22 protein-coding genes are annotated in these 22491 nt (G+C 51.1%); 10 read left to right on the plus strand and 12 right to left on the minus strand.

Features of this window, described 5'->3' with window-relative positions; translation table 11 throughout:
- Positions 1-135: 135 nt before the first annotated feature.
- The 6 genes from zigA to ascF form a co-directional block, all read right to left on the minus strand.
- Positions 136-1359, minus strand: a complete 1224-nt coding sequence (zigA, locus tag BUB06_RS02120; RefSeq protein ID WP_010295640.1) for a zinc metallochaperone GTPase ZigA — start codon at positions 1357-1359, stop codon at positions 136-138.
- A 168-nt stretch (positions 1360-1527) separates the two neighbouring features.
- Positions 1528-1935, minus strand: a complete 408-nt coding sequence (locus BUB06_RS02125; RefSeq protein WP_039473231.1) for a hypothetical protein — start codon at positions 1933-1935, stop codon at positions 1528-1530.
- A 17-nt stretch (positions 1936-1952) separates the two neighbouring features.
- Entirely contained in the window at positions 1953-2339 is a 387-nt protein-coding gene (locus tag BUB06_RS02130; RefSeq protein ID WP_014915486.1) for a VOC family protein, read from the minus strand.
- Between the two features lie 49 nt (positions 2340-2388).
- The gene (gene hisN, locus BUB06_RS02135) at positions 2389-3189 is read right to left on the minus strand and encodes a histidinol-phosphatase (protein WP_039473234.1); all 801 of its coding nucleotides are present in this window, start codon (positions 3187-3189) and stop codon (positions 2389-2391) included.
- Positions 3190-3423: 234 nt separating this feature from the next.
- Positions 3424-4854 carry a 6-phospho-beta-glucosidase gene (locus BUB06_RS02140; RefSeq protein WP_039473237.1) on the minus strand — a complete coding sequence of 477 codons (1431 nt, stop codon included), beginning with the start codon at positions 4852-4854 and terminating at the stop codon, positions 3424-3426.
- A gap of 34 nt (positions 4855-4888) precedes the next feature.
- The gene (gene ascF / locus BUB06_RS02145) at positions 4889-6349 is read right to left on the minus strand and encodes a PTS cellobiose/arbutin/salicin transporter subunit IIBC (RefSeq protein ID WP_039473241.1); all 1461 of its coding nucleotides are present in this window, start codon (positions 6347-6349) and stop codon (positions 4889-4891) included.
- A 390-nt stretch (positions 6350-6739) separates the two neighbouring features.
- Here ascF and BUB06_RS02150 point away from each other — a divergent pair, with 390 nt between their 5' ends.
- The 3 genes from BUB06_RS02150 to BUB06_RS02160 all read left to right on the plus strand — a co-directional run bounded on the left by BUB06_RS02150 (position 6740) and on the right by BUB06_RS02160 (position 10206).
- Positions 6740-7765, plus strand: coding sequence for a LacI family DNA-binding transcriptional regulator (locus BUB06_RS02150; protein WP_039473245.1), 1026 nt, complete (start codon positions 6740-6742; stop codon positions 7763-7765).
- Between the two features lie 347 nt (positions 7766-8112).
- Positions 8113-9099 carry a DUF2971 domain-containing protein gene (locus BUB06_RS02155; RefSeq protein WP_051982104.1) on the plus strand — a complete coding sequence of 329 codons (987 nt, stop codon included), beginning with the start codon at positions 8113-8115 and terminating at the stop codon, positions 9097-9099.
- A 102-nt stretch (positions 9100-9201) separates the two neighbouring features.
- The gene (locus BUB06_RS02160) at positions 9202-10206 is read left to right on the plus strand and encodes a DUF4238 domain-containing protein (protein WP_039473248.1); all 1005 of its coding nucleotides are present in this window, start codon (positions 9202-9204) and stop codon (positions 10204-10206) included.
- Positions 10207-10445: 239 nt separating this feature from the next.
- Here BUB06_RS02160 and BUB06_RS02165 read toward each other — a convergent pair whose 3' ends face one another.
- The 4 genes from BUB06_RS02165 to BUB06_RS02180 all read right to left on the minus strand — a co-directional run bounded on the left by BUB06_RS02165 (position 10446) and on the right by BUB06_RS02180 (position 13439).
- Positions 10446-11228 carry an N-formylglutamate amidohydrolase gene (locus BUB06_RS02165; protein WP_039473250.1) on the minus strand — a complete coding sequence of 261 codons (783 nt, stop codon included), beginning with the start codon at positions 11226-11228 and terminating at the stop codon, positions 10446-10448.
- Positions 11229-11462: 234 nt separating this feature from the next.
- Positions 11463-11648, minus strand: a complete 186-nt coding sequence (locus BUB06_RS02170) for a hypothetical protein (RefSeq protein ID WP_236689870.1) — start codon at positions 11646-11648, stop codon at positions 11463-11465.
- A 224-nt stretch (positions 11649-11872) separates the two neighbouring features.
- Complete coding sequence (locus BUB06_RS02175; RefSeq protein WP_039473371.1) at positions 11873-12379, minus strand: ClbS/DfsB family four-helix bundle protein; 507 nt, start codon at positions 12377-12379, stop codon at positions 11873-11875.
- 79 nt (positions 12380-12458) lie between these two features.
- The gene (locus tag BUB06_RS02180) at positions 12459-13439 is read right to left on the minus strand and encodes an LLM class flavin-dependent oxidoreductase (protein ID WP_039473252.1); all 981 of its coding nucleotides are present in this window, start codon (positions 13437-13439) and stop codon (positions 12459-12461) included.
- A 293-nt stretch (positions 13440-13732) separates the two neighbouring features.
- On the opposite strand from BUB06_RS02180, the gene BUB06_RS02185 reads away from it, so the two are divergent.
- The gene (locus BUB06_RS02185; protein ID WP_048329286.1) at positions 13733-14929 is read left to right on the plus strand and encodes a M20 peptidase aminoacylase family protein; all 1197 of its coding nucleotides are present in this window, start codon (positions 13733-13735) and stop codon (positions 14927-14929) included.
- A 337-nt stretch (positions 14930-15266) separates the two neighbouring features.
- Here BUB06_RS02185 and BUB06_RS02190 read toward each other — a convergent pair whose 3' ends face one another.
- Positions 15267-15812, minus strand: a complete 546-nt coding sequence (locus tag BUB06_RS02190) for a flavin reductase (RefSeq protein WP_010295620.1) — start codon at positions 15810-15812, stop codon at positions 15267-15269.
- Between the two features lie 320 nt (positions 15813-16132).
- Here BUB06_RS02190 and BUB06_RS02195 point away from each other — a divergent pair, with 320 nt between their 5' ends.
- The 6 genes from BUB06_RS02195 (at position 16133) to BUB06_RS02220 (ending at position 21975) form a co-directional block, all read left to right on the plus strand.
- Positions 16133-17461, plus strand: coding sequence for an LLM class flavin-dependent oxidoreductase (locus BUB06_RS02195; protein WP_039473255.1), 1329 nt, complete (start codon positions 16133-16135; stop codon positions 17459-17461).
- 22 nt (positions 17462-17483) lie between these two features.
- Positions 17484-18419, plus strand: coding sequence for an ABC transporter substrate-binding protein (locus tag BUB06_RS02200; protein WP_039473256.1), 936 nt, complete (start codon positions 17484-17486; stop codon positions 18417-18419).
- Positions 18420-18493: 74 nt separating this feature from the next.
- Complete coding sequence (locus BUB06_RS02205; protein WP_039473260.1) at positions 18494-19465, plus strand: ABC transporter substrate-binding protein; 972 nt, start codon at positions 18494-18496, stop codon at positions 19463-19465.
- Positions 19466-19550: 85 nt separating this feature from the next.
- Entirely contained in the window at positions 19551-20105 is a 555-nt protein-coding gene (locus tag BUB06_RS02210; protein ID WP_010295611.1) for a GNAT family N-acetyltransferase, read from the plus strand.
- Positions 20106-20182: 77 nt separating this feature from the next.
- Entirely contained in the window at positions 20183-21127 is a 945-nt protein-coding gene (locus BUB06_RS02215; protein WP_039473263.1) for an amino acid ABC transporter permease, read from the plus strand.
- Between the two features lie 23 nt (positions 21128-21150).
- The gene (locus tag BUB06_RS02220) at positions 21151-21975 is read left to right on the plus strand and encodes an amino acid ABC transporter ATP-binding protein (RefSeq protein WP_039473266.1); all 825 of its coding nucleotides are present in this window, start codon (positions 21151-21153) and stop codon (positions 21973-21975) included.
- A gap of 83 nt (positions 21976-22058) precedes the next feature.
- On the opposite strand, the gene arsC is transcribed toward BUB06_RS02220, so the two are convergent.
- Positions 22059-22484: a glutaredoxin-dependent arsenate reductase gene (arsC, locus tag BUB06_RS02225; protein WP_039473269.1), complete on the minus strand. Its 426-nt coding sequence runs from the start codon at positions 22482-22484 to the stop codon at positions 22059-22061.
- Between the last annotated feature and the right edge of the window lie 7 nt (positions 22485-22491).

A 22491-nucleotide genomic window follows, 5' to 3' on the forward strand; every position in this document is an offset into this window, starting at 1 on the left:
CGTACTCTGTGATACCGTTTCTTCCTGCATCAACATACGGTTTTTCATAGAGCGGTTTATCGTCCTCGAAACGTTCGGGGACGATAAATCCCCTCATCGCCTGAGCAATCAGGCCTTTTCTAGATTCCCCACACGTTATGACGCAAACCAAGGCTCTATCGGGTCCGGATAATTTAGCCACATCGCCAGACCTTCTGTCATTTCTTTGTCCGTCAGTAGTGCGGCCTCCAGACGGGTTCGCAGCGCGTATTCATCCATATCGATACCGATAAACACCAGTTCCTGCCGCGCATCACCCACGCCATCCACCCATATGGAACGAATGTAATCTAGCGATTCACTATCTGTCGGCCACCTTTCTTTTGGTGCGCTGACCCACCATGAACCAGCCAACCCCTGACGCGCCACGCCGCCTGCCTGAGACCACGATCCGGCATATTCCGGGCGGCTTGCCAACCAAAAATAGCCTTTGGATCTGACAACCCCAGCGAGCGAATTTTCCATGACCTGCGCGAAGCGGGCAGGATGAAACGGCCGACGCGCGCGGAAAACAAAACTGGCGATGCCATATTCCTCAGTTTCAGGCGTATGCTCGCCGCGTAGCTCTTTCAACCATCCGGGGGACTGCGCCGCTTTGTCGAAATCAAACAATCCCGTGTCGAGCACTTCGTTCAACGGCACAGCACCAAATTGTGCATGAAGTATTTTGGCACCCGGATTCAGTGAACGAATAATCGCAACCAGTTTCTGCTGTTGCGCAGCATCAATAAGGTCGGTTTTGTTGAGGATAATGACATCGCAGAATTCGATCTGGTCGATCAGCAAATCCACCACGCTGCGCTCGTCACCCTCTCCTAACGATTCTCCGCGTGAATGGATACTGTCCACCGACGTGTAATCTTTTAAGAAATTGTAGCCGTCGACAACGGTCACCATCGTATCCAGCCGAGCCACTTCAGAAAGGCTTTCTCCATCGTCACCCGCAAACGTGAATGTCTCCGCGACCGGAAGCGGTTCCGCGATACCGGTTGATTCAATGACCAACTGATCAAAACGCCCTTCTTTTGCCAGCCGATTAACCTCGATCAGGAGATCTTCACGCAGCGTGCAACAGATACAACCGTTACTCATCTCCACCAACTTTTCATCCGTCCGTGAAAGCTCAGCGCCGCCCTCCCTCACCAGTGCAGCATCAATATTCACTTCTGACATATCGTTGACGATCACCGCGACGCGTCGGCCAGCGCGATTATTCAGAATATGGTTAAGTAACGTGGTCTTTCCCGCACCGAGAAAGCCGGATAGTACGGTCACAGGTAATCTTGCATCTGCTTTCTGTCGAGCTACAACGTCAGCCATATTTCACACTCTCTAATGATTTGCATTTTTACTTTTCTGCTTTGGAATGATTCATCACCACGAATGTTTAGCTTTTAAACACGCACCGCGATAAGCTCCCCACGCACCAAATGATATGTTATAACATAACAATTCATGCATGAAAAATCATTGAGAGTTTGGTTTGGTCTAATACAGCGCGCCCCAGCGCGGAAGTGTGGTAAACGGGATCTCGTATTCTGTGATACCGTTTTTTTCTGCACCAAAATACTGTTTCTCATAGACCAATTTATCGTCCTCGAAACGTACGGGGACGATAAATCCCCCCGCGGCCTGAGAAACCTGACACTGCCGTTCTTCGAGCACATCAATACAGAGTAAAGCCGTTTGTGGGCCGTCGCGTTCCGCCGTGGAGAGCCACTCTTGCACTGCCAGATAACGCGAATCCGGCGACCACAGCATGTCCTTGCCGAAAACGCGATCGTCCAGTGCTTTGCCGTCGATCAAGAGCGAAAAATAAGGCGGACCGAACCGAATTTCACCAGCGTAAATCAGCATCGCGGTATGTTGCCGATCGAATGAAGACAGTTTATGCATACGAAAGGGATTCCGAATCAGTCTGACGTTATCTCAATCAGATTACCATCAGGGTCGCTGACAATCGCTTCATAAAATCCGTCCCCCGTCATTCGAGGCTGGGCAACCAGAATGCCGCGTTCTGCCGCTTTGCTGGCTAACGCTTCCACATCCGCTTTGCTCCCGACCGAAATCGCGACGTGCGCCCAGCCGCAGCCTTCTTTATTAGTTAAGGCTTCCGCCAACACTGGCAACGTCATCAGCTCAATGGAAGCCCCCTCGCTAAGTTGAACGAAATGCGATTCAAAACCGGGGCGATTCCGGCTCACATACTTTTCCCCCACTTGAGCGGAGAAGAATTCCTGCCAAAATGCTGCCTGCGCGGCCAGATCGGCCGTCCATAACGCCACGTGTGCCACTTTCATCATGATTCCTTATTAGCCGTTGTCTTTTGCTGGTGATATAAACCAGCAGCTATGATCGTGTTCCGTTCAGAATGGCTAGCACCTGTTGGTGTAGCGTGGGGTTACCAGTCGCGACTACCGTGCCGCCCGATTCCGCTCGTTGTCCTTTGAGATCAGTAATGATGCCGCCCGCCTGCTCAATAATCGGAATCAGCGCGACAATGTCGTAAGGCTGCAATGAAAATTCCACGCAGATATCAATCTGGCCTGCTGCCAGCATCGCCATCGCGTAACATTCGCCGCCATAGCGCGTCATGAGCGTGCTTTCTGCTAGATCTGCGAAGCGAACCGCGGGATGCATAGCCAGCGGTTCCGGGGCAGTGGTGTGAAGAATCGCCTGTTCGAGCGATACGCCTTTGCGTGTACTTAAGCGCTTTTCTCCCTGCCGATCGCTACGCCAGGCCTGTGAACCATCGGCCCAGAAACGCTCTCCGGTGAACGGCTGGCTCATCATCCCCATCACGGCACGTTCATGGTGCAGCAGGCCGATGAGCGTTCCCCACACGGGTAAACCACATAAGAAAGGCCGGGTTCCATCAACCGGATCCAAGACCCAACGCACCGGACCTTCCCCGCTCAGGCCAAATTCTTCGCCCATAATCGCGTGTTCGGGGTAATAGCGCGTGATGTGCTCACGGATGACCCGCTCAGCCTCTCGGTCAGCTTCCGTGACCGGATCAAAGCGAAAGCCCTCTTTTGGCTTCGTCTCAATTTGGTTTGCGGTAAGGGCACGAAAACGCGGTAACGTTTCCTGACTGGCCAGCGTGGCGAGTTCATGAAAAAAGGCAATATCGGGAAGCGACTGACTCATGGTGTTTTACCTTCCTATCGCGTTGGCATGATGACATCGTTGGGCATTGACTATGATAAGCTGCGATGCTCACCATCGCTCGATTGTGCATTATTATGCGTGATTTACTCGCTCGATTATGCATGAAGCAGTAAGCAACCACAATTCACGTGCTTCGCATTTTTGGAAAAAAATAGCCCCCAAACGTTTCCGTCAGGGGGCTATCGCAGGAATCGCTAAGCAACCTTATTGCTTTTAGCTCAGGTCAGATCCGTTGCTGGCGATGACCTTCTTATACCAGTAGAACGATTTCTTTTTCTTTCTGGCTAACGTCCCTTCGCCCCGGTCGTCGCGATCGACGTAAATGAAACCATAGCGTTTGCTCATTTCACCGGTAGAAGCAGCGACCAGATCGATGCAGCCCCATGAGGTATAGCCAATGACGGGAATACCGTCACCAATCGCATCCGCCATCGCGCTGATGTGTTCGCGCAGGTAGCTGATGCGATAGTCATCATCAATCTCGCCCTGTGCGTTAATCTCATCCTTCGCACCCAGCCCGTTTTCTACCAAAAACAGCGGCTTCTGGTAGCGGTCATACATCATGTTCATGGTGATACGCAGACCCAGCGGATCGATTCCCCAGCCCCATTCACTTGCCTTGATATGCGGGTTCTTTAACGATTTAACGATATTCGCCGCGCTGCTATTCTGCTCGTTCATATCCGCCGAGGCGCAGCGGGAGGCGTAATAGCTGAAGGACACAAAATCCACCGTGTTCTTGAGAATCTCATCATCGCCCGGCTCTGATGCAATCGTGATGCCCTTCTCTTTAAACAAACGCCCGGTATACGCCGGATAGGTGCCGCGTGCCTGCACATCAATAAAGAACAGATTCTCTCGATCTTTATTTAGCGCCGCCCAGACATCTTCCGGTTTGCACGACCACGGATAGAAATTACCGCCAGCCAGCATGCAGCCGACCTGATTTTCCGGGTTAACCTCATGCGCAATTTTCGTCGCCAGCGCGCTCGCCACCAGTTCATGGTGCGCAGCCTGGTATTTCACCTGCTCCTGATTTTCCCCGTCGGCAAACACCAGTCCCGCACCGGAAAACGGACTATGCAGCAAGATATTGATTTCATTGAACGTCAGCCAGTATTTCACCAGCCCATCAAAGGCTTCAAAACAGGTTCGGGCATAGCGAGCGAAGAACTCCACCATTTTCCGGTTACGCCATGAGCCGTACTCGGTGACCAAATGCATCGGCACATCGAAATGGCACAGCGTCACCAGCGGCTCAATGTTGTACTTCTTGCACTCGGCAAACATATCGCGATAAAAGGCGATGCCGTCCGCGTTGGGCGTCAGCTCATCCCCGTTTGGGTAAAGTCGGCTCCAGGCGATAGAGGTACGGAACACCGTGAACCCCATTTCCGCCATCAGCGCGATATCTTCCTTATAGCGATGGTAGAAATCGATCGCCTGATGGCTGGGATAAAACTCATCCTCACGCAACGCAAAGCGCGGTTCTTGCCCCAGTTTCACCGGCAGACGATTCACGCCGTGGGGAATCATATCCACCGTCGTCAGCCCTTTACCGCCTTCGAGGTACGCACCTTCTGCCTGATTGGCCGCAATCGCGCCCCCCCATAAGAACCCATTGGGAAATGTTGATGCAGACATACGCTATTCTCCTTCGTACTCATTAGTGCTTAATTTAATTCGTGTTCGCTGCGTGCTGCGGCGCGGAAACCTTGTCGCCCTGTACGCGTTTCTCTTCCGGTTGTTCTTCTACTGGGATGTCTTCAAAGCCCAGCAGCAAGGTGACGAAGAAGGAAATCACGACGGACAGAATCATGACGCCGAATACCCAGGCAATGCTCATCGGATTGGTCGGATCGAAGAACTGCACGCTGGTAAACAGCCCCGGCGAGGCCATTGAATGGCTTGCCAGACCGCCGATACCGGCAACGGCACCACAGATAAAACCGGTGATTAAACAGGCGATCAGCGGACGCTTCAAACGTAAAGCCACACCGTACAGCGCAGGTTCAGAAATCCCAGCAACAATGGCCGATGCCGCCGCAGCCAGCGCCGTCTGGCGCAGTTCCGGGTTTTTGGTGCGCCAGGCGACCGCCAGTGAAGAGCCACCCAGCGACAGGTTTGCACCGATTTCAGACGGCATCACCATGCCTTCTTTGCCCGTCTCGGCGATGGTTTGAATGATAGTCGGAGTAAACACACGGTGCATACCGGTCATCACCAGCAGCGGCCAGATAGCGCCCATGATGGCAACGGACAACCAGCCCAGATAATCATGCACGGTGTACACCACCGCAGAAATGCCGCTACCAATCCAGATCCCAATCGGGCCGATCAGCATGATGGCAATCGGGGAAGCAATCAGCACGATTAACATCGGCTTCAGGAAGTTTTTGGTCACCGCTGGCGTAATGCGGTCTACCCATTTTTCAATGTAAGACAGAATCCAGGTCATACACAGCGCCGGAATCACGGTGTAGGTATACTTCACCGCCGTGACGGTCAGCCCCATAAACACCACCTGCTGACCCTGCGCCGCTTTTGCCATCAGATCGATAAACGTCGGATGCACCAGCACCCCAGCGATAGCAATCGCCAGCGACATGTTGGTTTTGAATTTTACCGCAGCAGACGCCGCCACCATGATCGGCAGGAAGAAGAACGCGCCGTCGCCAATCACGTTCAGAATCGTTATCGTCGATGCGCCCTTCTCAAACAGCCCTGTCATATCGAGGATCATGGCGAGCAGTTTCACCATCGAGCCGCCGATAATTGCCGGAATGAGCGGTGACATCGTGCCAATCAGCGCATCCAGAATCCCCGCGCCGATGCGTCGCAGCGTAATTTTATTGTTCACTGGTACGGCTTTTTCAGCCTCCGCGCCTTCCGGCAGCAGTTTCACCACTTCGGCGTAGGCCTGAGAAACGGTGTTGCCGATGATGACCTGACACTGGTTATCATTTTTCACGACACCCAACACGCCGCTTATGGCCTTCAATTCGGCCACATTCGCGGCATCATTATCTTTCAGCACAAAGCGCAGACGGGTCATACAGTGCGTCACGGCAGCGATGTTATCAGCACCACCGATGGCATCGACGATCGAACGGGATACAGCCGCATAATTCTTTGACATGGATAAACAATCTCTCGTAATCGCGCACGCTACACCAGATTCAACACACCGCTCAACGCGTCCAAAACGGGAATGTCACTTGATGCGCACACATTTATTATTCAATTTCATACAGTTATGAAAGTATTCATGCCGGTATCCCTGCTCCATGCAACGTGATGAAACGTCGATGGGTAACCGGTTCCACATGATAGTGTTTATATGTTAATGTAATTTCAATAGATGAATTGTTAATATTTTACTTATGTGACCACGATCGCCATAGAAATGTGATCTTTCTCTCGATCGCACCCGCCCTCATCCCCTTGCGGCCGACACACATGCAACTTGACGTATGACGGATATAAAGTGTGTAAAATGATGGAAGTATTCAACGTCTCAGGATGTCTCATGTCGACAATGCAGGAAGTGGCGAAGAAAGCAGGCGTATCAAAAGCGACGGTGTCGCGCGTGCTATCGGGCAAAGGCTATACCAGTGAAGAAACCAAAACGCTGGTCTATCAGGCCATTGAGGAGACGGGATATCGGCCCAATTTACTGGCACGGAATCTGGCGACCAGCAAATCAGCCTGTATTGGTTTGGTAGTGACCAACACGCTCTATAACGGCAGCTATTTTAACGAACTGCTGTCACAGGCCGCCAAGAAACTGGAAGACAACGGGCGTCAGTTGATTCTGGTCGATGGCAAACACAGCGCCGATGAAGAAAGAGCCGCGATTCAATTCCTGCTGGGATTGCGCTGTGATGCAATCATCATCTATCCCCGTTTTCTCAACGTGGATGAAATGGACGACATCATCGAGAAACACAAGCAGCCGATCATGGTGGTTAACCGTAAACTGCGTAAACACCAGAGCCACTGCATCTGCTGCGATCACAAAGGTTCCAGCTATAACGCCACGCAGCATCTGATCGCACGCGGCCATAGAGATATCGCTTTTATCACCGGTTCGCTGGATTCGCCGACGGCTATCGAACGCCTTTCCGGCTATAAAGATGCTCTGACGGCGGCCAATATTGCGGTACGGGACGAGTTAATTGTGAGAGGAAAATGGACACCGCGCAGCGGTTCGCTCGCCATTAACGCCCTGCGCGATAACCGGGTATCGTTCAGCGCCGTTGTCGCCAGCAATGACGATATGGCGATTGGCGCGATAAAAGCGCTGGATGAGGCTGGCGTTGCCGTCCCGCACGACGTTTCTGTCGTCGGGTTCGACGATATTCCCACTGCCCCGTTTTTGAAGCCGTCGCTCTCCAGCGTCAAAGATCCTGTGAGCGATATGATCAACGAAGTGATTAACCGCCTGATCGCGATGCTGGACGGCGGCTATCTCTCGAAAGAAAATCTGTTCTTGTCGGAGTTGCAGGTCAGAGATTCCATTCAGAACGGGCCGTACGGTAACCCGCCCGTTTGATCGTCATCCCGATAACAGAAACGGATCACACGCAGACTGCAGATAAACTGCATTCGCTTAGACGTGAACTGACAGTTTTTGCGGGCAGAACACCATCAAATCTGACAGGCTGCATTGAGCGAGGGGCGGAAGTTAGCGTCTGTCTCACCACTTTGAGGGCTTAATGAACACCGAGGTGTATCGTCAACTAGGAACAGGTCAATATGACCTAAGTTTCCCCGCTCAAGTTGATGAATATCCATGGGGAAAAGGCTTTCCCTTACGTAGAGAGTATTTCTCGATTTTACTATTGTCCATGAGCATGAAAAATGTAGATAATATCCAAAAAAAATTATGAGATAAAAGTGATGATAAAGAACATTCCTTCTCGTTTATATAAATATAAAAGTTTTAGTGTTGATAGTCTTGACTTGCTTGTAAGTGATAGACTGTATTTTGCCGACCCAACAACATTCAATGATCCTTTGGATTGTAATCCTTCCGTGTTAAACGACATCGATAATTTCGATGAATTGAACGCTATTCTTCATAAATTAGTAAAAGAAAATCATCAAAAGGAACTAGAGAAAGCAGCAAAAAAAATTAAATATAGAGGTCCAAGAACATTAGAGAAAATTGAAATGTTAGGTGAAAGTGAAGCTCAAAGATTAATCAATAATATTGCAGAAAATGTTGATTTTTTTGGCGACGATTTTGGTGATAGTGCCAGTTATCATATTAAAAGATATTTACTAAAAAATTATGAGATTGGTGTCCTTTCATTAGCAAAAAAGTTTAATTGTCCCTTAATGTGGTCGCACTACGCTGATCAACATAAGGGTTTTTGTATTGGATATGACGTTTCTGAAAATGACTCTGCAGATATCTACCCTGTTGATTACAAAGGTAAGCGATTTATTAGAACTCAACAAGTTCATGATATGTTATTTGGTAGTAGTGATAATTTAAGGAATGCTGCTAAAAAAGAGATTGATAGGGTCATTCTTCTCAGCAAAGCTCCTTCTTGGAAGTATGAGAATGAATACCGAGTTATTAATAATCAAGGTTTACAGGATTCACAATTTCGATTAAGCGATGTTACATTCGGTTTGAGGTTTAAAGAATCTGCTAAGTTTTCCGTCATGAGAGCATTACAATCAAGGTTGGGCGGCATTGACTTCTACGAAATGTCACTTTCTAATAACTCCTTCAAGTTAAAAAGAACATTAATTGATTTGGAAAATATTGAATTTAAATCATACCCTGAAAGTAATTATGAGCGTACTCGCGATGCGCTTCAAATGATTAATGACTCAAATGACGATGAAGATAGTCTTAATTATGAAAGTTTGTGATTATGATGTGACATGTAGGATATCTGGTCGTCAAAATTTCCTTACAAAAGGTTTTCAAATTGCTTTTCTTCTTTTGACAATGGCTTTGAAGGAGTACTTTTTATGGCCGACTCACTAGGTCTGCAGACTGACGTTGTAAGGCAGCATACAGTGCCACGTTTTTTGCTGGAGGGCTTTGCCACTTTAGGTAGAGGCAAGTATCCTCAGCTTTATACCTTTGATAAGCATAACGAACGTAGTTTTGTTACTAACATCATGAATGCGACCGTCCGGAACACCTTCTATAACCTCGACGATCATCCTGAAAGACTTAGCTTAGAGCCGCTAATGGGTATATACGAAAGCGAAGCGGCACCCGTGATCCATCAACTGCTAGAATGCCGAGATATCCGCAATCTCTCAGGTGAAGAACGCTATAAGCTTGCCGTGTTCGTTGCTATTCAGCGTGCACGAACCTTTAGCGAGCAGCAACGCATTACTGGGATGATATCTGCTATTGCTGACAAGGTTACCGCCATGGGAGCTACTCCGGAGCAGGTTACCAAAGCACTAGGATTCTCGCCCGAACGGGACTCACGGAATATTTTCCTGCAGCAACTAGTGCAGCAGGCCTCACACATCGACCACCTTCTGGCCAAGGACTGGTACCTCTTTGAGACAACCTCTGATCATCCGTTCTACGTGTCTGACAGTCCTGTTGTGATGCATAACAATAATGATTTCGGCCCGTACGGTAACCTCGGGCTGGCTCTGCCGGGCATTCAGATTTACCTGCCGCTCTCCTCTACACTGACGCTCGGTATGTACTGCCCCTCTATCCGAGATTTACAAATCAGCCGCAAAAGAGATTTACAGCGCCGCATGGCGCTTGCCCCGTTGACCCTCCCTCCCGGTTTAAATCCTGCAAGTCGGATTGCGAAGGCCAACGCCTTAATTAATTTCCATACAATGAAGTCTGCGCCGGACCAGGTAATGTGGCTGAACAGCCAGCAAGTCCGGTTTTCCGAGCAATACGTATTCTGTGAAAAAGACGATTTCGCGCTCGTCCGGAAAATGATTTCTGACAGTCAGAGCTTTAAAACCGGCTTGCGGTTCACAATCGGATAAAATGGTCCAAAATGATACATAATTGATGAAGATTATTAAATCGCTATGACATCGTTACCCTGAGATCAGGCAGAATACATGTGCTGATCCGTCCCCAATAACAGAGTTTATCAACTTCCGCTTCTGGCACAGAGCCGCCCGCCAAATTACGTTTAGCTCTGCGCAGCAACATTGCCAGATCAGGTCTGAGCTAATACAGATAACCCGACCGACGTGATTCAGTCGGGCGTGCTCGACTGTCATTTTACGCTATTGACGTAACGAACCATGCCCTGGAGCAATTGCGCAAACCGATGTGATTCATAATTACCCTCACTTGGCACCATCCAAACGCTGTTGACCTCAAGTTGGATCGTTGGTACGCCATGTGCTGCGCCGAACTTTGTGACGGTTTCATTCTTGGAGGCGGCAAAATAGTTGTTTGAGTAATTGGAAATCCCTTCATTTCGCAATGAGGCGATGAGTTTGGTCACCAGTTCGTCTTTACCCAGCAGAGATTTTCCCTTCATGGTTCCGATATCAACATCATAGGGTCGGTAAGGGTGGCTGCCGTGGATATCAATAATGAGTTTCGGCTTTTGTGATTTTATTAATTCGGCTAGCCTCGCTTTATAATCATTACTATCGTAGTAGTTGGGGTCTGAAGGAGAGGCTTTTGTTGTATAGATGACCGTCGAACCCGTCAGTTTTCCCAACATGATTGCCAACGCTGCCGTCCCTCCTCCATCAGAGAAACGATATTTTCCATCCCGAAACGGTTCGGTAGCATGAGGGGCGCTAATGATAATGGGCTCCTGTCCTAAGATGACGTTAAACCATTTTTCCCCCTCTTTCGGTTTAACATCGCTATTTTTATCTGCATCCTTTTGATAGACGATTGCTTCGTTGATCTGTTCAGGCGTGAGCAATGCTTTTTCGAAATGGCTATTACCCTGATTCAATGAGCATGCCGATGCTGAAAAAACAAATAGTGCAATAACAGTAAATCTTCTTATTAATGCAATATTAAGTAATTTCTTCATCGATTATCTCTCATAGAAATATTTGCCATTCCAATCCTCATGGAAGCACAAAAGCAACGAAGTTCAGGAAGACTAACTGTAAAAATACGCGATTAAATCTGCCATCCCGAGCACAACGACTATTATAGAAGATGATTTTAGAAGAGGCTTTAATGAAAATAAAAAGGCAACACACGCACCGAAAACGATCGTTTACAGTACGTGATTGCCCATTTTTATCCGCTTGATATCGTCTTAAACGTAGACGTTAAGCTGGTTATTTTCCGTTGGGCGATTAACCCCATCGGCTATGGGTGTCTTAAAGACCGACGCGCTATTGTCGTACGTCGTCCGGGTTCGAGTAGACGCGTCCTGATTAGGGTAACCAGACAGCTGAGACGAGCGGGAAATGCCCTGAACGTGATCAGGTTTGTCAGGCATGGAGCTATATGACACTGGATAAACTAGGTTGAGACCAATCATTTTTCTTCCCCCTATTCATCTTCTCTGTCAGTAAAACTTATCTTGCTTATTACTGAGTATAGAACAATCAAGCAGAGGGAATATGTAAGGTTTTGTCTGAAAAAACACCGCTGGTGCGCCACTGACAATGGGAAAAAGAAGACAAACCATCAGCACTATCTTTTTTATTTTCTATCAGTGGGTTACTTGTTTTTCTCCCACGCGCGCAGCCGTCCAGCCGCATTTTTATAAGGCGAGGCAGTGTTAAACTGAATCATCCGACCACGCGTCCACTTGCCGTACCAACATTCACCATAGAGTTGCGCATCGGTATAGCGCTCCACCAGCGCGATAAGCGCCCGTTTATTCGCGACAAGCCGTGCGACCAGTTCAGACCAATCGGTAATATGAGCGAAGTCCTGATAGAATTTTTGCGCGAGTAAACCAAGCTGATTCCACTGGTAACCCGTCTCGGGGAAATCGATGGGGTTACCCTGATCTTCCTGCTGATGCCATTTCAGCACCAGATTGCCCCAGCCCAGCAAATACGCCACCAGATTGGCCGCGCTCATCTGCGTTCCCTGCGCATGTCCTGCCATTTCTGGCAAAAATGCGCGTTCAGCAGGAACGGCCTCGATTCGCTTCATTAACAGCGCAAACTGACTGTTGATTGCTTTGATCAAGGCTTCCTTGCTTTCTGGCACCGCCATCATCTCACCCCGACTATTCTGCTATACAGAATCAGGTTACCGATCAAACGGCGGCACCGCCTTGTCATCGCTCACGTTTTCAGCGCTGTGCCAGCAGCCGAATCGACGCCTCACGCTCGCGGGGTGATGTTACAGGCGTATGGATAATGAACTCATCCACGCCAAAGCGCTGATGGTAGCTATCCAAACGCTGATGAATATGTTCCGGCGTGCCGTAAAGCACATGACGCGGCTCCTGTACGATACGGAAATCCGTTGCGCCCGCCTGCCGAACGAAATTGTCGGCCTGCTCCTGACTGCCTACCGTCAGCGGCGGCTTGTTCTCAATATAAACTTTATAGTTATGCTGCGTGCTGGCCAGTGCCTCCGCATCCTCATGACGTTCGGCGGCAATCACCGACAGTGACAGCAGCGTCTGGGCGCTGGCGGGCTTCAACTCCCGATAGCTCAGGAGAGACTCCGTCAGCAGCGTTTCACTAGCGTTAATGAACCCGGCGAACACAAAATTCCAGCCCAGCGAGGCAGCTAACCGCGCACTCTCCTGACTGGCACCCAGCAGAAAGCGCTGTGGCGTCTGTTCAGGTAATGGCGTCGCGTTCAGGCGTTCGGCCGTCTCGTCATGACTATCGAGAAAGCGGTTTAGCTGGTGTAGCTTCTCCGTAAAGGCAACCCGCTGCGTCTCACCGATTTCCTGCTGTAGCGCCCGCGTCGCCAGCGGCAGCCCACCCGGTGCTTTGCCGATCCCCAAATCCACACGCCCGCCCGCCAGTGCGCTGATCACATGGAAGTTCTCCGCAACTTTATACGGGCTGTAATGCTGCAACATCACGCCGCCGGAACCAATACGCAGCGTTGTGGTGTGCGCCAATAGCCAGGTGATCAAGACCTCGGGAGACGATCCCGCCAATTCATCGGAATTATGATGTTCGGAAACCCAAAAGCGATGATAGCCAAGCGCTTCCGCCACTTTCGCCAGCGACACGGTTTGCGCCAACGCCTGCGCCGCACTCATTCCTTCGGCGATGGGGCTTTGATCTAATAAACTGAGTTTATATCCCACGATGTTTCCTTATTTTCAGCGACTATTCGTTAGCGTGCTAGCGCTATTCACAGCAATAAATAGTCATAACAAAAACAACAGTCATAGCGAAAAACAGAATAAGAAGAATGTTGCATAAAGGTGTAAAAAATAAATATTAATAACAGAATTTGTTAGCAGAAATATTCATAATAAATGAATACAAAAAATCGCCATCATAAAAAGACATGAAATATAACCAGATGGTATTTATCCATTGCGTTGCTATCGGCTACCTTTAGCATGTTTAAGTTTTGTTAAGGAGGTGTATTGATATGGCTGAATCTATCCCCTGTTGTGATACGTCATTTGAGCAACAGTTAATTAACTGGCGACGGCACTTGCATCAGTACCCGGAATTGTCCAATCAGGAACACCAAACCACCGCGCACATTACCCGCTGGCTACAAGAGAAAGACATCCGCCTGTTGCCCCTTGCGTTAACCACAGGCGTCGTTGCCGAAATCGGTCACGGTAGCGGCCCGACGATTGCGCTGCGGGCAGATATTGATGCACTGCCGATTGAAGAGTTAGTTGATGTGCCGTTTCGCTCTCAGCACGCGGGCGTCATGCATGCTTGTGGCCACGATTTCCACACCGCCGTGATGCTGGGTGCTGCCTGTTTGTTGAAAAAACGTGAATCTGTCTTACCGGGTAAAGTCAGGCTGTTTTTCCAACCCGCAGAAGAGGTCTCGACTGGCGCCAAACAGTTCATCCGTGCCGGCGCGATCGCCGATGTCGCGGCCGTTTTCGGTCTGCACAACGCGCCTGAACTTCCTGCTGGCACCTTCGCTACACGCAGCGGCCCGTTTTATGCCAACGTGGATCGCTTTGCCATTCACATTACCGGCAAAGGCGCACACGCGGCCAAACCCGAACAGGGCATCGACAGCATCGTCACCGCCTGCAATATCGTCAATGCGCTGCAAACGCTGCCCAGTCGTAGCTTCAGCTCGCTGGAGTCGCTGGTCATCAGCGTCACGCGCATTCAGGGCGGCAACACCTGGAACGTTCTGCCGCAAACGGTGGAGTTGGAAGGGACGGTTCGTACCTACAATGCCGCGATTCGCGCGGAGATACCGGAACGAATAGAGCAATTGATTGGCGGCATCGCCCTTGCACTGGGTGCAAAAGCGGAACTGAAATGGTATCCCGGCCCGCCTGCGGTCGTGAACACCAGTGAATGGGCCGATTTCAGCAAGCAAATTGCTAGAGACGCAGGCTATCAGGTAGAAAACGCCGAACTGCAAATGAGCGGTGAGGACTTTGCGCTGTATCTTCAGGACGTGCCGGGCACGTTCGTCAGCATTGGTTCAAACAGCGAATTTGGTTTACACCATCCTCAGTTCAACCCGGATGAAAGCGCGATTGCGCCCGCTTCTCGCTATTTCGCACAGTTAGCGGAAGCGGCACTGCATCGCCTGAGCACCACGAAAGCCGCCTCACCACAGGCCGTCCTGTCTTCATCGTAATACGCTAATTTATAAAACTAGCCACCTTCGTCTGGTTAATCTGGCGGAGGTGTCTATTTCCTGAATAATTCTCGTTGGCAGACTGATGACAAGTTTACAGGATTAAAACGGGGGTAATGGAATAGAAGAGTAAAGCGTCCGCGCCAAGGACAAAGGCGTTAGGAACGCCTTTGAACGTCGCTTGCGACGGCCCTGAAAGGGTGAATCTCAGGGATGAGATTCATATCCGCGCGGCTCGAGCTTACAGGGAGGTACTTGCAGCGTCTTTACGATCTATCCATTGCCCCCGCTCGACGCACTTTATCTGCAAGGCTTGGCGTCTGGTTAGTGTATTTCATTAACCCCGAACAGCATGATAACGACGGGAAAAATACACCAGACCATCAGTGCCTTCGCCCTGCTTAATCGCTAATACCCGGCAAATAAAGATATCGTGCGTCGCCGCGCTCACCACCTCTTCAACCTGACAGTCAAACGCTACCAGCGCGTCCCGCAACACCGGTGAACCCGTGTGTAACACGTCCCACTCCGCCGCTGCAAACCGTTCTTCGGTAGACGACGGGCTCCCAAACAACGACGACAGCGCTTCATGATGGGCCGCCAGCGTATTGATGCACAAATGCGTATTCGCCTGAAACGTGGGATACACCGACGAACCGCGATTTAGACACACCAGCAGCGTGCCCGGCGAATCACTGACGCTGGACACGGCGGACGCCGTAAAACCGGCCTTACCTGCCGGGCCATCCGTCGTAACGACATTGACCGCCGCGCTCAGCCTTGCCATCGCATCACGAAACGCCTGCCGGTCAACCGTGGCAACCGCCGCAGAGAGAATCGCGTCATTCGCGGTGACGTGTCGTTCAGCTATCAAATCAGACATTAAATACTTCCTTTAGATACGGCGAGAAACATGATTATTAACATCATAATAACAAAACAAGTCATATCATAATCTGAAATTTTTGAATTTCATTATCCATTTTTGTTGTTTTACATCACGCCTCGCCTCATCAATAGTGAAAACACACTATTAACGTCTTATTAACCTTTCATTGAATACGTGAATGCCTATTGATGGCTTGTTTATTGGCTGACGGTTTATTGATGGACTGTTTTCACTTTCATGGAAGTTCGTTTAATTAACAATAAGTACGCTCAATTAATAATAAGCACATTCAATTAATAAAAAGGTTTCTGACAATGAGTAAAAAACAAACATCTGCAAATCGACAATTAAGACTGGGTTTAATATTACAGGGCGCAGCGGGAAATATGTCCGCGTGGCGGCATAAAAACGTCGTACCCGACGCCAGCATTAATTTTGGCTTTGTTCTGGATGCGGTAAAAAAAGCCGAACAAGGGAAATTTGATTTTGTCTTCGTGGCAGACGGCCTGTATATCAATGAAAAATCTATCCCCCACTTTCTCAATCGCTTTGAACCGCTGACACTGCTGTCCGCGCTGGCTACCGTCACCACACATATTGGCCTGGTTGGCACACTCTCGACGTCGTATTCCGAACCGTTTACCACCGCCCGGCAGTTCGCCAGCCTCGACCATCTCAGCAACGGCCGCGCAGGCTGGAACGTGGTGACATCGCCGCTGGAAGGATCGGCGAAAAACTTTTCCCGTGAACAGCACCCGGAACACGCACTGCGCTACCGTATTGCCGATGAGTTCCTTCAGGTGGCAAAAGGCCTGTGGGATTCCTGGGAGGACGATGCCTTTATTCGTGACAAAGCCAGCGGACAGTTTTTCGATCCTGATAAGCTGCACACGCTGAATCATCAGGGAGAATTCTTCTCGGTACAGGGGCCGCTGAATATTGGCCGATCCGCGCAAGGCCGCCCGATTGTGTTTCAGGCTGGTGCGTCTGAAGACGGGCAAAAATTGGCCGCTAAACACGCCGATGCCATCTTCACCCATCAACACACGCTGGAAGACTCACAGCGCTATTACCGCGAAGTGAAACAGAAGCTGGAAGAAAACGGTCGCCGGGCCGATCAGTTGCACGTCTTCCAGGGCGTCAGCGTGATTGTCGGTAATGATGCTGAAGACGTAGAGCGCCAGTATCAGGAAACCGCACAGTTGGTGACGATTGAGGACGCTCTCAATTATCTGGGACGCTATTTTGAGCACTATGACTTCTCACAGCACCCGCTGGATGAGCCCTTCCCCGATATCGGCGATCTGGGGAAAAACAGTTTCCGCAGCACCACCGATGAAATCAAACGCAACGCGCAGGAAAAAGGCTTAACGCTACGGCAGGTCGCGCTGGAGGCGGCATCACCGCGTCCTGTATTCAGCGGCACGCCTGAGCAGGTGGCGGATGGTTTACAGCTCTGGTTTGAAAACGGTGCGGCCGACGGTTTCATCATTCAGGGCGGCACGCCGGATACGCTCAACCACTTTGTCGATCGCGTCGTTCCTCTGCTACAACAGCGCGGCCTGTTCCGTCAGGAATACCCCGGCTACACGCTGCGGGAAAATCTGGCGCTGGATTATCCGGTGAATCAATTTACGCGCTAGTTCGCGCAACAGGAGATTCACTGTGAAGCGTTCCCCTTTTATCACGGTAACCCGCGTGGCGGCACTATTGAGTGCCACGCTGGTGGCAAACGTGCAGGCGCAAGACACGGGATTCGTTAGCCGTATCGATCTGAAGGCCAACCAAACACCTATTCATACTGATAAAAATGCTGAGGCCATCGCGCAGATTCCGGCTCATTTCAAATTCGTCACGCCGGGTAAGCTGACGATTGCCGTGTCAGCACTCAGCTCACCGCCGCTGTCGCTGCTGGCTGACGATAACAAAACGCTTATCGGCAGCGATGCCGATATTGCGCGACTGGTGGCCGACGGCCTCGGGCTGGAGCTAAAGCTGGTGCCCGCCTCTTGGGAAGACTGGCCGCTGGGCATCACGGCGGGGAAATACGACGCCGCCATTTTTAATATCGCGGTGACGAAACTGCGCAAAGAAAAGTTCGACTTCGCCACGTATCGCATTGATACGCTGGGTTTCTACGTGAAATCGACCAGCAAGATTACGTCAATTAACAAACCAGAAGACGTCGCGGGTCTGAAAGTGATTGTCGGCTCCGGCACCAATCAGGAAAACATTCTGCTGGGCTGGGATCGGCAAAACCGCGCCAGTGGCCTGCCTCCCGTACAGCCTGTTTACGTCACTGATGATGCCGCCGCCAACCTGAGCATACAGTCCGGGCGCGTCGATGCGTTTTTCGGCCCCCATTCTATCGGGGCTTATAAAGCGGCGCTGACGGGCAAGACACGCATGGTAGGTAAAGGCCCGACGGTCGCTTACGTCGCAGTCACCACGCAGAAAGGCAACGGTTTGGCACAGCCAATCAGCACCGCCATCAATGGCGCGATCCACAACGGCAGTTACGCACAGGTTCTGGATCGCTGGGGTGAAGACGATGAAAAAATCACGCAATCCGTGGTGAACCCGCCGGGTATCGGCGATTAAGTAAACGCGACACATTCACAAAAGTGACGGCGTCACGAAAACCATTATAAATAGTCACCTGCAAGGGAAAAAAAATGCAAAAAGAGATCGCATATTCATCCAACTCACATCGCATGCGTCCATCGCGTTTGACAAGGCTACTGACGGGATCGCTGCTGCTCGGGACGCTGTCTGTCACGACCGGCGCACAGGCAGCCATCGACCTGAAAGCCAACCAACAGCCGATCCATGCACCGAAAAATGCGGAGGCGATTGCGCAGATTCCGGCCGATTTTACATTCGTCACGCCGGGTAAATTCACCGTGGCGATTGCCGCGCTGGGGTCGTCACCGCCGCTGGCGTTTCTGGCCGACGACAACAAAACCGTGGTGGGCAGCGAGCCGGATATCGCCCGACTGGTAGCAGACAGTCTCGGGCTGGAACTGAATATCGTTCCAACCTCGTGGGAAGACTGGCCGCTCGGCGTGGCCTCCGGTAAGTATGATGCCGCCATCATCAACATTACCGTCACCAAAGCGCGCAAGGAAAAGTTTGATTTCGCCACCTACCGCATCGACTCGCTCGGCTTCTATGTGAAATCCACCAGTAAGATTCAGTCCATCAAGGAAGCGAAGGACATCGCCGGGCTGAAGATTATTGTTGGTTCCGGCACCAATCAGGAAGCGGTGCTGCTGGCGTGGGATAAACAGAATCGCGCTAACGGCCTGCCCGCCTTTCAGCCGGTTTATGTCACGGACGATGCGGCTGCCAATCTGAGTCTGCAATCCGGCCGTTCCGATGCCTATTTCGGCCCCAACGTGATCGGTGCCTACAAAGCAGAGCTGACGGGCAAAGTTAAGCATGTCGGTACAGTCAACGGTGGTTACCCCAACATCGCCCATATCGCGGTCACCACACGCAAAGGCAGCGGGCTGGTACAGCCGATTAATACCGCGCTGAACGGCGTAATTAAAAGCGGTGAATACGACAAGGTACTGAACCGCTGGGGCGAAAGTATCGAACGTATTGACCGTTCAGAAATCAATCCGCCAGGACTGGGCGATTAATACCGCTCAATGGCTATCGGGACGCCATGATCGACACGCCATGGTTGCCGATAGCCCCTATACGCTAATGAATCAGGAGTACCCCATGTCCGACGACATTTTCATTGTTACCCAGCCCGAGGATCCTATCGTGGCCCCGATTATCGACGGCCTGTTCGCGGAATATGAACAGCGCTATGGCGATTTTTTTGGTGAGCGGGAAAGCGATCCGCCGGGCATCTACCAACAGCCGCACGGCATTTTTATTGCGCTGCTGCGTCAGGGCGTACCGATTGCCACCGGTGCGTTTAAACGCTACGACAGCACCACTGCCGAAATTAAGCGGGTATGGACGGATAACTCGCTGCGCCGTCAGGGGCTCGCGGGGAAAGTGATGCAAGAACTGGAACAACACGCCCGGCGATTAGGCTACCAGCATTTTTTCCTGACGACCGGTTTCCGCCAGCCTGAAGCGGTGAGTTTATATCTGAGCCACGGGTATACCCCTCAGTTCGATATCACCGTCGATCCAGTGACCTACAGCATTCCACCTTACGACGGGCGTTTACCGTTTAAGAAAGCCCTGTTCGCCACGGCGACGCCACAGGTTGCACGGCAAACGGAAGTCGAGCTTATCACCCGCCATTTGAAAGTGTGTTGACCCTTGCGCACGGTAATAGCCCTATGCACTAACAACAAAACGCTATTTTTCAGCATCACATTCAACGGGTATCGATCATGACGCAATCTCTACACACGTCTTCTCAACAACCACCGCTGAGCCAGACACAGGAACCGCCGTTGAACATTGTTCCCGCGCGTTACCCTTTTCGCTTTGCCGGCGCGCTGTTTTCGCTATTTATTTTTGCCGGAATTATTCAGTCAATCGCGCTGAACCCGCGCTGGGAGTGGTCGGTCTTTGCCGAGTGGTTTTTTAATCCGGTGATCCTTGCCGGACTGGGGCAAACGCTGCTGTTGACCGCGCTGGGTACGTTGTTCAGTATTTTTTTCGGCACCGCGCTAGCGCTGGCCCGGCTTTCGCCGTCTTATTTGCTCTCCACCCTGTCGTGGCTGTATATCTGGCTGTTCCGATCGCTGCCGCTGATTCTGGTGCTGATCATTCTGTACAATTTTTCGTATCTCTATGACGAGCTGGCGCTGGGGATTCCCTTCACCTCCATCGTCTTCCTGAACTACCCGACGATCGATCTCCTGGATCAATTTTCCGTTGCCGTACTTGGCCTGACACTGGTGCAATCCGCGTATACGGCGGAGATTATTCGCGGCGGTATTCTTGGCGTAGATGCGGGTCAGTTTGAAGCCTCCGCGGCACTCGGCCTGCCCAGCGGTCGCCGCACCGTGCGCATCATTCTGCCGCAGGCGCTGCGTTCGATTCTGCCCACCGGTTTTAACGAGATCATCAGCCTCGCTAAAGGTACCTCAATTGTCTATGTGCTGGCGCTGCCGGAGCTGTTTTACACCGTTCAGGTCATCTACAACCGTACGCAGCAGGTTATTCCGCTGCTGATGGTCGCCACCATCTGGTATCTGCTGATCACCACGGTGCTATCCGTCGTCCAATACTACGTGGAACGCTATGTGTCCCGCGGTGCGGTGCGTGAAATGCCGCTAACACCGCGCCAGAGACTCGTCCGTTTCCTGACGCGCAAGCGCGCACGTTAACCCCCAGATTCTGGAGATTCACCATGTCTGAAGCTATCGATTATTTTGCTCATGCCCGCACCACCGCCCAGCCACAGGCAGAAAGCGCTCGTGGGCTGATCGAAATCCGCAATGTAGCGAAACATTTTGGTCAGCATAAAGCGCTGGAGGATATCAATCTGACGCTGGCACCCGGCTCCGTCACCGTGATCCTTGGCCCATCCGGATCAGGGAAATCCACGCTGCTGCGCACCATTAATCACCTTGAACGCGTAGACGAAGGGTTTATCCGCATCGACGGCGATTACATCGGCTATCGGCGCAAAGGGAATACGCTCTATGAGTTGAAAGAAAAGGACGTGTTACGCCAGCGCATCAACGTCGGTTATGTATTCCAGAATTTCAATCTGTTTCCCCACCTTTCCGTGTTGGAAAACATCATTGAAGCCCCGCTGGCGCATAAGCTGTATTCACGTCAAGAAGCGGAAGATGTCGCCTTTACCCTGCTGGAAAGCGTCGGGCTACGCCATAAAGCGCAGTCTTACCCACGCCACCTTTCCGGCGGACAGCAACAGCGCGTCGCGATTGCCCGCGCGCTAGCACTCAAGCCGAAAGTGATGCTGTTTGATGAACCAACGTCCGCGCTCGATCCCGAGCTGGTCGGCGAGGTGCTGGATGTGATCAAATCGCTCGCCCGCTCCGGCGTGACGCTGGTCGTCGTCACGCATGAAATCGGCTTTGCCCGCGAAGTGGCAGACCGCGTGGTGTTCATGGTGGACGGGAAAATCGTCGAAAGCGGGGATTCCTGGCAAGTGCTGAACCATCCCCGTCACCCACGGACGATCAATTTTTTGAATAAGGTGCTGTGAGACACAGCTCAGGATCTCAACACGACAAACCATTCTCAATGGTAAAGGCTGAAACACATCGAGTCAGAGTGCACCTTCTGACTCTATTTCACACGTTTACCCGATTCATCAGTGACTCTTTCTCCGTCTTCTTTTGTAAATGCGCCTTGTTGCGGATCGGGGAGAATATCCAGCACCCGTTCTGATGGACGACACAGTCGGGTTCCCAGCGGGGTAACAACAATCGGACGATTTATCAGGATAGGATGTTGCAACATGAAATCGATGAGCTGCTCGTCAGTAAAGCGTTCTTCCGCAAGCCCCAATAGCGTATAAGGCTCCACATTCATACGCAGCAAGGCACGAACCGTTATTCCCATGTCGCCAATAAGCGTAACCAGTTCATCACGAGAAGGCGGTGTATCGAGATAGTAAACAACCGTGGGTTCTGTGCCGCTGTTACGAATCATCTCCAGCGTATTACGAGAAGTGCCACAGTCTGGGTTGTGGTAGATGGTAATATTGTTCATATCAGTA

Source organism: Pectobacterium carotovorum (assembly GCF_900129615.1).
In the GTDB taxonomy this organism is placed as follows: domain Bacteria; phylum Pseudomonadota; class Gammaproteobacteria; order Enterobacterales; family Enterobacteriaceae; genus Pectobacterium; species Pectobacterium carotovorum.